Source organism: Dyadobacter sediminis, assembly GCF_005860765.1.
GTDB lineage: Bacteria > Bacteroidota > Bacteroidia > Cytophagales > Spirosomataceae > Dyadobacter > Dyadobacter sediminis.
In genome coordinates, this window is the sequence record NZ_VCEI01000025.1 from 880,008 (window position 1) to 895,285 (window position 15,278).

The 15,278-nt window shown below is 47.9% G+C and carries 7 protein-coding genes; 3 read left to right on the forward strand and 4 right to left on the reverse strand.

Translation table 11 applies throughout. The annotated features are described in order from the left end of the window. Nucleotides 1-47: 47 nt before the first annotated feature. The 3 genes from FEM55_RS15925 to FEM55_RS15935 are packed head-to-tail and all read right to left on the reverse strand — an operon-like array spanning nucleotide 48 to nucleotide 7,842. The gene (locus tag FEM55_RS15925; RefSeq protein ID WP_138282337.1) at nucleotides 48-3,068 is read right to left on the reverse strand and encodes a PA14 domain-containing protein; all 3,021 of its coding nucleotides are present in this window, start codon (nucleotides 3,066-3,068) and stop codon (nucleotides 48-50) included. Between the two features lie 11 nt (nucleotides 3,069-3,079). Beyond that, complete coding sequence (locus tag FEM55_RS15930; RefSeq protein ID WP_138282338.1) at nucleotides 3,080-4,807, reverse strand: RagB/SusD family nutrient uptake outer membrane protein; 1,728 nt, start codon at nucleotides 4,805-4,807, stop codon at nucleotides 3,080-3,082. A gap of 20 nt (nucleotides 4,808-4,827) precedes the next feature. Beyond that, complete coding sequence (locus FEM55_RS15935) at nucleotides 4,828-7,842, reverse strand: SusC/RagA family TonB-linked outer membrane protein (protein WP_229209287.1); 3,015 nt, start codon at nucleotides 7,840-7,842, stop codon at nucleotides 4,828-4,830. Nucleotides 7,843-8,090: 248 nt separating this feature from the next. Here FEM55_RS15935 and FEM55_RS15940 point away from each other — a divergent pair, with 248 nt between their 5' ends. Beyond that, nucleotides 8,091-12,062, forward strand: coding sequence for a hybrid sensor histidine kinase/response regulator transcription factor (locus FEM55_RS15940; protein ID WP_229209288.1), 3,972 nt, complete (start codon nucleotides 8,091-8,093; stop codon nucleotides 12,060-12,062). A gap of 198 nt (nucleotides 12,063-12,260) precedes the next feature. Next, entirely contained in the window at nucleotides 12,261-12,671 is a 411-nt protein-coding gene (locus FEM55_RS15945; protein WP_138282339.1) for a response regulator, read from the forward strand. A 93-nt stretch (nucleotides 12,672-12,764) separates the two neighbouring features. Here FEM55_RS15945 and FEM55_RS15950 read toward each other — a convergent pair whose 3' ends face one another. Continuing rightward, the gene (locus tag FEM55_RS15950) at nucleotides 12,765-13,649 is read right to left on the reverse strand and encodes a YitT family protein (RefSeq protein ID WP_138282340.1); all 885 of its coding nucleotides are present in this window, start codon (nucleotides 13,647-13,649) and stop codon (nucleotides 12,765-12,767) included. Between the two features lie 304 nt (nucleotides 13,650-13,953). Here FEM55_RS15950 and FEM55_RS15955 point away from each other — a divergent pair, with 304 nt between their 5' ends. Beyond that, nucleotides 13,954-15,246: a chloride channel protein gene (locus FEM55_RS15955; protein ID WP_138282341.1), complete on the forward strand. Its 1,293-nt coding sequence runs from the start codon at nucleotides 13,954-13,956 to the stop codon at nucleotides 15,244-15,246. Nucleotides 15,247-15,278: the final 32 nt, after the last annotated feature.

The window sequence follows — 15,278 nt, forward strand, 5'->3', positions numbered from 1 at the left end:
GATGAACAACACTCCGCTTATAGCCTCTCTATTTGTCAACGAACTGTTCAGATATGCTCCGGTATCTCGTTCATATTATACCATGCTTCTGTGCTCCAGAGACTGTTGCCGTTCTGGCTGGTGATGGTTTTGCGGTTCAGATGAATGTAGACGACGTGTCTGCTTTTCATGCCGGCCAGCTGCAAGGATACTTTCTTCCGGTCTGCAGATACCTTGACCGATTTCACAGTCAGACTTTCATTATCCAGCTTGGGTCCGCCGTAATCGCCGGTTGGTTTAAACCACCATTGACGGATTTCATAGTCGGAGGCTTTTTCACCAGCGCCTTCCTTCAAAGGTTCGGTAAATTCAATTTCCACGCCATCCGGTTTGGCCCTTACTGCCAGCATTTCAAAAGCCACTTTGTCATTGAAGGTCAGCTTTTGCAAGCCGTAACCCAGCTTGCCGGTATGTCCCCAGTTGCCCGTAGAACCAACGCCGCCAATATAAAGCGAACCATCAGGACTCCATACCAGGCGGTTGACGCCTGCTTCCAGTCCTTGCGTAAACCGGAATGCAGCTCCCTGATAAGCGCCATTTACTTTTTCTGCAAACACGCGCTTGATACCGCCGTGTGTTACATCTCCGTGGATCATCTGGTTCTGATAAGGTCCAATGTTCAGCCTGGCAGGCTGGCTGGGCGAATTGCCGATCTCGTCCTGAGTAAGCCACACTACCGGCTGTGTTTCCTTTTTGTTTGCCGTTCCTTCAAAATCCACCGAGCGCGAGCCGTACCATGCGCCTTCCTGCAGGTGAATGATTTTATTAGCCGGCAGCCAGTCGCCCTGATTGTCTGCTATGAAGATTTCGTTATCCACGCCGAGGCCAATTCCGTTTGGTGTACGAAGCCCGGAAGCCACAAAAGTAAATGAGCCGTCTTTTTTGGAAATCTTCACTACTTTCCCGCGATCCGGGATTTGCGGCTTGGTGCTGGCACCGCCCGGATTAATGGCCGTTGCAAGCGTTCCGTAGAAATAACCGTCTTTATAAACCAGCCCGAAAGCAAATTCATGAAAATTGGCAGAAACCTTCCATCCGTTGCAGATGGTCTGGTATTCATCAATGAGTTCATCTTTGTTCAGGTCAACGAGTTTGGTCAGTTCCTGTTTTTGCATCACGTAAATTTCATCGTCCACGACTTTCAGTCCCAGCGGCTCGGCCAGTCCGTAAGCAATGCGCTTTACTTTGATGTCATTCGGAGAAGCGGCTTTTCGTCCGTCCACAATGTATACAGAGCCAAGTGAATCCCAGGTGCTTACAACCATTCTTCCATCGGCAAGAAAATCCATTCCGCCTACTCTCGGCTGGAAATGATCCGGCCGCGCCTGTGACAGTGTAAAGCTCGGATGCACGGCAACAAGCGGCGACTGGTCACCGGGAATGTCGTTTTTCTTTACTTCAATCGCAGTCTGTCCCGTTCTCTTTATGTCCGCGCCTTTGTAAGTAAATACTGAAGGCGGTACTACGGTAAATTCCTTGCTGCCATAAGGCCGCCATTGCAGCGAAAGACCTTTGCCGAACGAGCCCTGATAATATTCTACTTTAAAAGGATGTTTGCCCGCTTTCAGGATCACTTCACCGTCCGTAGGCTGAAGTCCGTGGTTAACGCCATTGTCCGCAACGAGTTTGTTATCAATAAACAGCTTGCCGCCATCGTCACAAACCAGCCGGAAAACGATGTTTGTCGTCTTTTTCATGTTGATGTAGCCGCTGGCGTAAATAGCAAAGTTGTCTTTCAGATCACCGAAATCCTTGTCGTCCAGATGCAGCGCATTGATCGATCCTGATTTTACTGGAAGCATTTCGTCGTTGACTTCCGGTACGTTGCCGATGCCGCCTGCAAACTGGTAAATATTCACCGCAATGCCGGGTTTTTCCGTAGCGGTGGCCACTTTGGCAGGAACCACCGGTTTTATGGTAATCGGGTAGGCCGGCTTGGGCATCAGTTTGCTGGCTGCCTGCGCTCTTTCCTTTTCCGCATCCAGGTTCAGAATGTAGGAAACCATGGTTTCGGCATCTTCTTTTTTCAGATCGGGATGAGGCGACATGGCGATTTGCCCCCAGTTGCCGGCACCGCCGGTGATCACTTTTGTAACCAGCGCATTTTTGTTCTGATCGTTATTCTCGTAACGTTCTGCAATGGCCTTGTAAGCCGGACCGACCGTTTTTACATCCTGGTTATGACAGGTATTGCAGTCGCTTCTGGCAAAAAGACCGGCCACCATTTCTGATCTGCTTGCCTTTTGTTCTGTTTGGGGCTGTTCGGGTTTTTTGGTCAGGTTGACAGCAAAGGTTGTTTTTCCATTGTTGTTCAGCACCAGTTTTCCGTCTATTGCCTTGAAAGACTGGCTTCCTGCATTTTCGTCACGTTGTTCGGTTACAGAAAATTTTCCGTCCGTTTTGTAATCGGTTGCATTTGACAAAGAATTCAAATGCATGTTCAGTGACAAGGAAGCGCCGGCAGGCACATTAGAAACCGTAAAGACACGTTCAAAGCCGGCTTTCCCGTTTTCAGCATCAAAAAATTCCGGTTTTTCCTCCACTGCGATTTTTTTGCCCTGGTAATCCAGCTCGTATTTCAGGGTAACCTGATTATTCAGGATCGTATGGCCTTTGTAGCTGATCTCCGGCGTAACCTGCTTGCCATCGGCCTCAATCCGCCAGGGATTTTCGTCCGGTTCTTCCATATAGGTCGTTCCGGCAGAAACCGGCTGCGGGCCGTGTGAAGAAGTATATACCGGACCGCCGAAGTTGATTTTTCCCGTCCAGGCTTTGTATAATGCGGCTGTTTTGGTATTGTAGGCGAGCCACAGATTGTCATGCAAAGCAATGCTGAGAATTCTTGGCCGGGCATCGAGCACCGAGCGTAATACCCACGCTTCACGCGGACGCTTTACATCGGAAAGATCCCTTGTATTATCTATTAAAGAATTGGCCGCCCCCGGCACGGCCGAATGCGGCCCAACCGAGCCAAGTACCGCAAACAACGTTGCGGCACCCAGCACGGCCAATGGCTTGTGAAATTTCATTTAAATATATTTTAGTATCCGGGATTTTGCTTCAGTTGAGGCGAAGAGTTCAGCACATTCTGTCCGATCGGGAAAATTTCCGTATGGTTGTCTGCATCGGGTTTTTTATCCCACCAGGTACCGGTATTGAACATGCCCCAGCGGATCAGGTCCGTTCTTCTTCTGCCTTCTGCCAGAAACTCGCGCATCCACTCGTCCAGCATTTCCTGATCGTTCAGCTGGCTTCCGTCTGCCTTGTAAAGGCTGGGCGAGCCGGCCGGATAGTTGCGTTTGCGGACTGTATTCAGCAACACTGCAGCACCTGCTTTATCACCGGCGCGGTATTTGCATTCAGCCAGGGAATAATAGATCTCGGCAAAACGTACTTCTGCATAAGCCGAAGAAATCTTGTTCTGGTCGTCACTCGGATAGTAAGGGTATTTGACAGGGTAAAGACCTGAGTTATTGTCGCCGTTGTTCATGTTGGAAACTTTGTCCGCAATTTTGGTCCCGGGTTTGGCATCCAGGAATTTACCTACCTGATCACGCAGGAAAAGCGGGTAGGGGCCTTTGAAACCTCTTACGGTATCTGCTTTTCCAGCCGAATTCGTATAAGGAAGATAGCCGTACAGGAACATTCCCTCGCGTTTGCTGTTGCCCAGATTTTTATACTTTTTCAAACGGACGTCATCCTTGTATTTCTGGAATTTGATAAATGGTTTTCCAAGTGTAAAGTTGTACTCTACGCTGTCCACGTCGCGCCCCGGCTGCATGGCATACTTGGGGTTGGCATTACCAAAATCGGTGAACCCGAAATAGCTTGGTGCGAGGTTAGGAAGCATCCAGAAATACATGCCGCCGTCATACTGCCAGTGCGTCTGCGCGAAACTTCCCGGAAAACCGAAAATCGTTTCTTTGGAAGCGGGATTGGTGTAGTCAAACGGAGCATCCCAGCGTGTTTCCAATGCATAATCGCCGTATTCTCCATCAATGATGCCTTGGGCCATTTTTGCGCAATCTGCAAAACGGTCCGTGCCGGTATAAACCTTGGAATTCAGGTACAGACGTACAAGTAGGGAAGCCGCGCCGCCTTTGGTCCAGCGTCCCACTGCATTGTTACCCAGCGTGGTATTGGTCGAAAGTTTTGGCAGCGCATCTTTCAGTTCCTGCTCGATAAAAGCAAATGCTTCCTGCGGTGAAACCTGGGGCCCGCCTTCTGTCTGGCCTTTCACTTTGGTAACAATTACAATATTTCTGTAAAAATCCAGCAAACGGATGTTCAGCCATGCACGGAGCACTTTTAGCTCGGCAATCATGCCGTCCAGCTCTTCACGCGTCATCTCGAACTTGGAAGGATCGGTAATGCCTTCCAGATCTTCCAGCGAGTTGGTTGCCAGCGTGACGCCGCCGTAAAGTGCGTTCCAGGGATCGCTGGTAAAACCGTCCTGAGGAGTCCAGGTATGATAATGTACACGCTGAAACTGCCCGCCGTCAAACCAGTCGCCCTGACGGTTGATGGTCATCATTTCATCGGAGCTGTTTTCCTGCAGCATGAATGTACTGCCGCCCTGAATGCTCCAGTAACTGTGTTCAAATGCTCTCAGAAAGTCCCGCGTTACGTCTTCGCGTGTCTGCAGAAAGTTCTCGGAAGTAATTCTATCGTATAGTTCTTCGTCCAGATTGGTGCAGCCCGCCATTACCGAAAGCAGCGCGCAGGCAGCGAACCTGAATAGGTATTTTGAAATATGATTTCTTTTCATTTTGGAATCAAATCAGGATATTAAAAAGTAAGTTGTAATCCCAGCAACAGCTGCGTTGTTGACGGATAGTAGTTGAGCGTACCGTTGTTGTCCGAATTGGTATTTACGCCCGGGTACAACCCGTTGATCTGGATCAGGTCGGGATCGCCGCCTGTGAACTTGGTAAATGTGGCCAGGTTCCGCGTGGTAGCATAAATACGTGCCGATTTCATGAATTTCGATTTTACCGGCTGTGTGTAGCTCAGCGTAATGTTGTCTATTTTCATAAAACCACCCGGTTCCAGGAAGTAATCCGACAGGGATGAATACGTGGAAGTACTTGTCAGCTTGGAATATTTTCCGCCGTCGAAAGCCGAAGTCAGCAGGTTGGCATTTTCCTGGGCAGCCGGTGTGCCGAGGTAAAATGCGTAGGTGTTGAACAGCTTGTAGCCAAATGCACCGCGCAGGAACACGCTCAGATCCCAGTTTTTATAAGTAAAATTGTTGGTGATCCCGGTTGTGAACTTGGGAAGCCCGTTGCCGATGAATTGCTTGTCATCATTGTTGGCTTCATTGGCAGGCACGATTTCACCATTTTTGTTATACACCAGCAATGCGCCGGCATCATTTACTCCGGCAGATTTCAGCGCATAAAAACCTCCGATACGCCTGTCTTCCTGCAAGCGCTGAAGCGTTCCAGGGCTTCCGGGTGCCGGCATGCCTACGACATCGATGTAGCTCTGGCCTTTGAAAAGGTTGTTGGAAAACGAAACGAATTTATTGTCATTGAACGCGCCGGTAACGGACAGGTTATAGCTGAATGCCCCTTTATTGACCACCGCCGCACTCAACTGCAGTTCCACACCCGTATTGCGCATGGTTCCCACATTGGCAAAAGTTTGTCCCTGAATATTCGGCGGGTTGGATACATTGTAGTTGCCCAGAAGGTCTTTATTGGTACGTACATAGTAATTCACGCTACCGCTGATCTTGCTGCTGAACAGTTCAAAGTCAACACCGGCATTGAAGTTGGCGGCTTTTTCCCACCGCAGGTTGTAGTTGGTGTTCTGGTTGGGACCCCAGACCTGGTACGAACTTCCGTTGTACGGATAGTAACCGTAGCCGCCGTACGTATCCAGCGAAAGGTAGTTGCCGAAATCCTGGTTACCCGTTTCACCGTAATCCGCACGCAGTTTCAGCTCGTTAAGCCAGGAATTATCTTTCAGGAAACCTTCCTGCGTTACGCGCCATGCAAACGATGCTGCCGGAAAATAGCCCCATTTGTTGTCGTAACCGAACTTGGACGAACCTTCCCGGCGAAGACTGGCAGAGAAATAGTATTTCTGGTCAAAATCATAATTCAGACGCCCGAAAAAGGCGATCAGTTTCGAGCTGTTTTTGTAAGAACCCACGCCGTTGATTCCTTTTTCCAGGTTCCATAACCCGGTTCCGAGTCCGTTATACGTAAGCACATTGGAAGGGAAATTTTCATTGCCCGCATTGAATCCGGAGGCAGTGAAATACTGGAAAGAATAACCTGCCAGCAGCTTCACCGAATGTTTGCCGCGGTCAAGGAAATAATTTCCCAGCCATTCAAGGCTTTTCTGGTCGTTTTCTTCCAGTCGCTGTGATGCCGAATTACGTTTGGTACCGTTGATAACCGGCGTGATGTTGGAAGGGGTGAAGTCCATCAGACGATACGATGTGCTTACTTCTCCGAAAGTCAGGACGGTGTTCAGGTTTTCAAGAATGTTCAGCTTCACCGAGCCATTCAGGTCCAGTGACTTGCGCTCGCGGTCGCGAACGACCATTTTGGCATTCTCAACCGGGTTGTTGGCAAAGAATCCTGAATTGATGTAACTGTACTTGCCGGTAGAATCCCGTACCGAAATCGTCGGGTTCAGCGTCAACGCATAGTTGAACGCGCTGTAATCAGCCTCGGTTACTTTTGCATACCGCGGCGCTACGCTGAATGTAAGTGCCAGAAGGTTGTTGGCAGTCGTATGATTGATGTTTACCCGGCCGCCGTATTCTCTTTTTCCCGAACGCAGGTCGATTCCGTTCGCATCGCGGTAATCCACAGAGGTAAAATAGTTGGTCTGACCGGTTCCTCCCGAAAACTGCAATGTATGCTTGTGGGAGAACGATGGCTGGCGGCTCACTTCTTTCAGCCAGTTGGTATTTCCTCCGAAATCGAAACCCCGTTTGTTAGCCAGGAATTCATCTTTGGAAAGCACCGAAAGCTGGTTGGCCAGGAAGTCAAAAGTAGTATAGCCATCATAGAACAGGCGCGGTTCGGCGGATCCCTTCTTGGTTGTAATCACAATGACCCCGTTGCTTCCGCGCGTACCATAGATTGCCGAAGCTGCACCGCCTTTCAGTACGTCGATGGATTCGATTTCGTTCTGGTTGATGTTGTCGATGTTACCGCCGGGAATTCCGTTTACGACAAACAATGGCCCCAGTCCTGCGCTGCGGGAAGATGCCCCGCGCAGCTGAATGTTTGGCGAAGAGTTCGGATCGGCCGTTGACGTGTTGGTTACCGTAAGTCCGGCAACCTTGCCCTGAATCGCCATCATCGGGTTATTGCCGCCCACGCGCAGCAGATCCTTGCCTGACAAGTGCGTGATGGCGCTGGAAACTTCTTTTTTGTTCAAGGATCCGTACCCGATCACAACCACTTCATTAAGGGTTTTCTGATCTTCCAGCAAGGTGATATTTACGGTGGATTTGTTGCTTACGTCCACATCCTGAGAAGTATAGCCTACACTGGAAACGATAATGATTTTGGCACCTGCCGAAAGCTGTAAGGTGAAATTTCCTTCTGTATCGGTCGTGGTTCCATTGCTTGTGCCTTTCTCGACAACCGAAACGCCGGGCAGTGCGCCTTGTTTGTCAGAAACTTTTCCCGAAATCTGTGTTCCGGTCTGAGCCTGGGCCACTCCGGACATGGCTACGAAAATACCTAAAAGCATCGCCATTATAGTCTTTGCAGACCACAGCATTGGCATGGGCTTTTTAGCAGTTTGTGCCGGTTTGTACAAATTATTTTTCATTAACATTGTTGTTTAAGCGGATCAGTCAGGTCCGTCCTTGTTACTTTCTGATTAAATTATTGGATTTATTTAAAGCGTTGCGAAGTTCCTGCTTTGCTGATTAATGGAATGATCTGTGTGTCTCAATTTTAGATCAAACTGTCTCAACATTTATATTTGTTAATTAGCAATGATTTTACAGGGATATATTTATAAATGTTAAAAGAAAACCGGACAGCCACGTCGCGGTATTTTGTTCCACTGATTGCGTGAAAAATCTGCTTGTAATGCTTTGCTGCCTGTTTTTACATCTGGCCTGTCTGGGTCAGCATGCATCTTACTATTTCAAGAGTTACAAGGTTTCCGACGGTTTGTCGGGCAATGCGACAGGCGATATTATTCAGGATAAAAAAGGATTCATCTGGATCGCAAGCCGAAACGGCCTTAACCGGTTTGACGGTAATTCGTTCAGGATTTTCAGAAGCAGGGAGGGCGATTCCACCAGTCTGGGAAGCAATTCGGTATTTACACTATACGAAGACCAGAACGAGAAACTCTGGGTCGGTACACATAAGGGAATTTATCTTTATAATCCGGTTACCGACCAGTTTGTTCCTTTCAAACGGATCCCGCCCGGAGAAGTACGGACAATACGTGGCGACAACGCAGGCGGCATCTGGATTATTTCCGATAATCAGCTGTACCGGTTCGACTCAGAAAAAGGCACTGTAAAATCGTTTCCCGATGCTGCAAACACGGTTTCCATCCACATTTCGGCAAACGGAAAAGTCTGGGTGGCCAGTAACAACGGCATCATCCGCCGCTACAATGCCGAAACAGGCCAAGTGTTCGAGTACAACCTTTCGGGCCGGATACAGGAGATTTTTTCCAACATGCGGATGCAATCGGTTTCAGATTCCGCTCTGCTGATCGGTAACATGAAGCGTTTGATGCTGTTCAACTTCAAAAGCGGCAGGATTACAGACATTTCCGGGCAAACGGGGCAGAAGGAAGATATTTATATCCACACTTTTTTCGAAAACGGCAAAGACGAGTACTGGCTGGGTTCCGAATCCGGTTTGTTTATTCTGAACCTGAAAAGCAGGAAAATGAACCAGATCGTCAAGGAAAAATACAACCCGTATTCCATTACCGACAACATCATCAATGCCATATTCAAGGACCGTGAAGGCGGGATCTGGATCAGTACGCAGTTTGGCGGGGTGAATTACTACTCCTCGCAATTCAACCGTTTCCAGAAGTATTTTCCGCAGCCCGGCAACAGCATCAGCGGAAATCTGATCCATGAAATTACAAAGGACAAATACGGCAAACTATGGATCGGCACCGAGGATGCAGGGCTTAACCAGTTCGATCCGCAGACGGGGAAATTCAGGTCCTTTTTACCCGACGGCAAAAAAGGGAGCATTTCGTACCGCAACCTCCACGGGCTTGTAGCGGATGGCAATGAACTGTGGATCGGGACCTATGAGCACGGACTGGATGTAATGGACCTGAAAACCAATAAAGTGATACGGCATTACAGCACCAGTATGCCGCATACTTTCGGCAGCAATTTCGTCGTGACTTTATACAAAACCCGCAAATCGGATATTCTGGTCGGAACGTGGTCCGGATTGTTCAGATACAACCGCAGGACAGACGACTTCACGCCGATGCCGTTTTTCAATGCGCAGGTGCAGAGCATTCATGAAGACGCACAAGGAACAATATGGGCGGCAAGCTACGGCGGAGGAGTATTTTATTATAACCCGACAACCGGCAAAAAAGGCAGGATCCAGTACGTGGCCGGGAAAACCGGCGGGCTGCTGGACAATTACATCAACAGTCTGTACCAAAGTAAAAACGGCGATTTCTGGTTCTGTACCGAACACGGACTTTCCAGATATAATGCCGTTACGGGTCAGTTCCGGAATTACCGTGTCGAAAACGGTTTGCCGGATAACCAGGTTTTCCGGGTGCTGGAAGACGATACGGGCAATTTCTGGATTTCAACTTCTCGGGGCTTGTCAATGCTGAATTCCAGAACGGGAAAATTTACGAATTACAATGAAGCAAACGGTCTGCCCAGCGAACAATTCAACTACAACTCGTCCTACAAAAATGAAGACGGAACGCTGTTTTTCGGTACTGTTGCCGGAATGATCAGTTTCAGACCGGGTTCGTTTATCAAGAATACGTATGTTCCGCCGGTGTACATTACCGGAATCCAGGCCAACAACCAGGAACTTTCCATCGGCGGTAAAGACTCGCCTTTGACCGGATCGCCGGTCCATACCGGATGGATCAGGCTTCCGTATGACCGTTCCAGCCTGAGCTTCGACGTGGCCGCGCTCAGCTACGTTATTCCGGAAATGAACCGTTATAGATATCAGATGAAAGGTCTTGACAATCAATGGTCTGATCTGGCGAGCAACAGAAAAATCACCTTTTCAAAACTTCCGCCGGGCCGTTATGTGTTAAGAATTAAAGGTTCCAATAACGATCAGGTCTGGAATGCGCGGGAAACCAGGCTGAATATTGATGTGCTGCCGCCCTGGTGGGCTACGGTATGGGCTTATCTGCTTTATGCCTCGGCTGTGACCGCGGTGGCGGTTATCCTGTTCCGTTACTACCATCTGGCGATGGGCGAAAAGAACAAAAGGGAAATTGAAGCCATCGAGATCGGGAAAGAGCGCGAAATTTACAATGCCAAGATCGATTTTTTTACCAACGTTGCACACGAAATAAGAACGCCGCTGACGCTTATCAAAATGCCGCTCGACAAGATGCTGGCCAATAGAAATGCCGATGCGGAAACACGGGATAACCTGACTATGATAAATAAAAATGCCAACCGCCTGATTGATCTCACCAATCAGCTGCTCGATTTCCGCAAGGCCGAGGCTAATAATTTCAGTCTGAACTTTACAAAAACGGACATCAACGAGCTGCTGGGCGATGTATTTGCCACGTTCCGGCCGGCAGCGGAACAGAAAAGTTTAAACTATAAAATTGAACTTCCCAGAATAACCCTGCACGCGTATGTTGACATTGAAGCATGCAAAAAGATCATCAGCAACCTGATCAACAATGCGGTGAAATATGCGGATAGCAGCGTTAAGGTAAAGCTTTTGCCGTTCAACAGTGACGACCTGCTCTTTCATATCGAGTTCCGCAACGACGGTTTTGCAATCGGGAGTGAAAACAGGGAAAAGATTTTCGAACCGTTTTACCGCCTGGAATCCAACCAGAAACAGGAAGGAACGGGCATTGGCCTGCCGCTGGCGCGTTCGCTGGCCGAGCTGCACAAAGGCAAGCTGGAACTTAAAGACCATGCCATGCAGGAGAATATATTCCTGCTTTCGCTGCCGATCCATCAGGATTATGAAATGGATCTGAAAGGAGTGGAAGAGGACGCCGCGGCGGATTATTTGCAGGATATGGAAGCCAATGAAACAGCTGATCCTGCCAGGCCGGTGATCCTGATCGTGGAGGATAATGTGGAAATCCTGAATTACCTTGGCAAGGAACTGGGTGCTTCCTATAACGTCATGCGGGCACTGGATGGTCAGCAGGCAGTGGAGGTGATGCAGCGTGAAAATATCCAGCTCGTAATCAGCGATATCATGATGCCCGTTATGGACGGGATCGAGCTATGCAGGAAAATGAAAAGCGATGTACAGTTCAGCCACATTCCGATCATTCTTCTGACTGCCAAAAATTCGATCAATTCCCGAATTGAAGGGCTGGAAGTAGGAGCGGACGCTTACATTGAAAAGCCGTTTTCGCTGGATCATCTCGCTGCCCAGATCGCCAATCTGATGAACAACCGGAATATCATCAAGGAATATTTCGCCCGTTCGCCGCTGACGCACATCAAAGGGATTGCTTTTTCGACGGCTGACAAGAAGTTTCTGGAAAAACTGAACACGATTATTTCCAGACATATTGCAGACAGCAACCTGGATGTGGATCTGCTCTCGTCGCTTATGAACATGAGCCGCCCGACCTTGTACCGCAAGATCAAAGGCATATCGGACCTGACGCCAAATGAACTGATCAATTTATCACGGCTGAAACGGGCTGCTGAACTGCTTGCCGAAAACAGATACAAGATCAACGAGGTGGCGGATATGATCGGTTACAGTGTGCCTACCAATTTTTCCAGAGATTTTCAGAAACAATTCGGGGTGAGTCCTTCCAGTTATGTGAGCAAATTACAAAAAGGCATTTCCTGACCATTTTTCGGATTCAAAACAAACCGTAAAGTCGTTTAAAGTTCTGAATGGTATCGTTTTATGGTATTTATATCCAGCTGATTAAATTACAGGCGGTTACAGACAGAATGAACGGAAAGTGGATGTAATTTGTCAATTAAATATTATTCTAAATTTATCTATCGGTTTGGTAGATTACGAAAATGGTTACCTTCGCAAATGGTAAAAAGCAAGACATTATATTTGGCAGACGATGATTACGACGATCGCATGTTGTTAATAGATGCAATTAAAAGTATTGATCCAAGTATTGAAATCATTGAGGCAGAGGATGGTAAGGAACTTCTGGAAATTTTGCAATCCGAAGTACCGACGGAGGAAAGCCTGATTATTCTGGACGTTAACATGCCAAAAATGAATGGTCTGGAAACACTGGCCCGATTACGCGACATTCCTGATCTGGCTGCCATACCGGCTGTTATGGTATCCACTTCCAGCAAGTCGGAATTAATGGAATCGGCAAAAAAGCTCGGTGCGGCAAATTATTTTTTAAAACCGACCAAAATAAACGAGCTGCTGCAATTGGCCAAACAGCTCATCTTCGGCCTGAGTGGCACTATGCCGACTTAAAACTTATTCATAAAAAAGGACGTCTTCGCAAAGGCGTCCTTTTTTATGAACAGCAAACGAGCAGCCTGCTTTTTGGAAAGCACCTGCGGTATATTAATGCAATGGTCTTTTCTTGATCATGCCGCCTTCCGTGTCATCAATACTGTGCTGAATAATAAAGGCTTGCGCGTCAAGCAATTTGATTTCCTTCCGGAGCTGCGGAATTTCCAGGCGGGTAACAACCGTAAAAATAATGTCCATGTTGATGTTGCGGTCGCCGCGTTTGCCGTAACCTCTTTTTCCCTGATAAATGGTTGCACCGCGGCCCAGCTTTTCGGTAATAACCTGACGGATGTTTTCGCTTTTTTCTGAAATAATGGTTACGCCGGTGTACTGTTCAATACCGTGCAGCAGAAAATCAATCATTTTGGCGGCGGCAAAGTACGTCAGAATCGAATACAGAGCTACCTCAATACCCAGGAAAAAGGCTGCGGCGGCAAAAATGATGATATTCAGGATCAGGATCACATCGCTTACTTTCAGGATCTGGGTGCTTTTACTAACGAGCATCGCCGCAATTTCGGTACCGTCCAGAACAGCTCCGCCGCGCATGGCCAGACCGATCCCTACACCGATAAAAACACCGCCAAAAATGGCCGTCAGCAATTTGTCAGGCGTAATGTCGGGGAATGTAATGGTAGCAAGGCAGACAGACAATCCGATAATGGCCAGCGCGCTTTTAATGGCAAATGCCTGCCCCATGAATCTATAACCCATAATGATAAAGGGCAGATTGATCACGATCAGCAGGTAGGGCAGCGGAATACCGAAAATATGCGTGAGCAGCATGGAAATGCCCGTCACGCCGCCATCAATGAAATGACTGGACAACAAAAACCCTTTCAGGCCCATACTGGCCGAGAGAATTCCCAAAAGGATCAGTACGGCATTTCTAATTTCATTGGAGAGGTTAAACGGAGTTTTAGATTTTGAATACATTTATAGAAATCATTAAATTAAAGAAAAAAATACGGACTGAATCCGGCAGGGTTAGTGTGTAAAAGTATCGGAACAGTCCCGTCTGTATGCCCGGGCAATGCGTTATGCGCAGCCTGCAACTTGTAAAGGTTTTTGGATTGAAGCCGGTATCCGCAATCCTTGTCCGAAACTATTCAGGGCGGCCATTCGTTTTCCAAATGGTACAATCTTTAAAAGGGAGAAAGCCGGTTTTATGGTTTTCTCTGTGCAACTGCCAGGCTTATACGCTTCCTTTGTAAAAACCTGTTGTTATTACAATTATTCAATGAAACTTACTTATTATCAGGTATTGAAAATCAGAAGAGTCAGTGGTGTTCTGGCTGCTGCTGCATTTACAGGCGTGCTGTCCGCGCTGCTGGCAGATTCTCTCAAAGTTATAACCGAACATTATGAAGAGCAGTTCCTTGAAAAGCTGCATGAAGAGCGGTATCTTATTTTTCTGCTGCCGCTGGCCGGTCTTTCCCTGATCCATTTGCTGAGACGTTTTTTGTTTAAAAATAAAGCAAACAAAGGCATTAAGGAAGTGCTAGATGTGGTCAATAAAAAATCAAATTCACTGCCTGCCTACAAGATTCCATCGCATTATCTGAATGGTTTCCTGACCGTTATTTTCGGCGGGTCAACAGGCATCGAGGTTTCTACCGTGGTTTCTACGGCTGCCATCGGTGCGCTTTCCAGCAGAAAGGCGGGTTTTCTGCATAAGTATAAAACGGACCTGGTCTGTGCCGGGCTGGCGGCAGGCGTAACGGCTCTTTTCAATGCGCCGGTTGCCGGCTTTCTGTTTGCTTTCGAGGTATTTACAAAAAGAAAAAGCAAGCTGCATACCGTTTCGGTCATTACAGCCGTGCTGGCTTCCTCCCTGCTGACAAACTATTTTTTTTACAAACAGATTTTTCACTTTGCTATTTCAGGCTGGAATGCTTCGGCTTTGCCGTACATGGTTTTACTGGGAGTTATAGCGGGTTTCAATGCGGTTTATCTTACAAAATGCGTGCTCTTCTTTAAGAAATTCTTTCAGTCCATTTCCAATGATTACCTGAAAATCATAGGCGGCTCGCTGGCCATTTCTGTCATCCTGTATGCTTTCCCGAGTTTGTATGGCGAAGGTTATGCCGGTATAAAAACCATTGCTGCTTCGCAGCCGTTGCCCGCCCTTGCCGTGATGCTGCCCATGCTTCTGGTGCTTTTGCTGAAACCTTTGGTCACTTCTGTAACGTTGGGCGTCGGAGGTGATGGCGGTGTATTTGCACCCAGTCTGTTTATCGGCGCATTTCTGGGCATGATCGTTTGTGTAACATTAAACCATTTTTTCGGACTGGGACTGATTCCGCTTAATTTTATCGTGATCGGAATGGCCGCGGTTTTAAGTGCCAGCATCCATGCGCCGCTTACTTCTATTTTTCTGGTTTGCGCAATCGCTGACAATTATGTGCTTTTTATTCCGATTGCCGTTGCCAGCCTGATTTCATGGGCCGTTGCGCACACTGTTTTTCCTTATTCGGTATACACCTACAAACCCGTTGCCCATAATCCGGTAAGCCAGAAAGCAGTTTTTTGAAAGTTTATTTTCCGGCGCTGCAACAGCTTTAT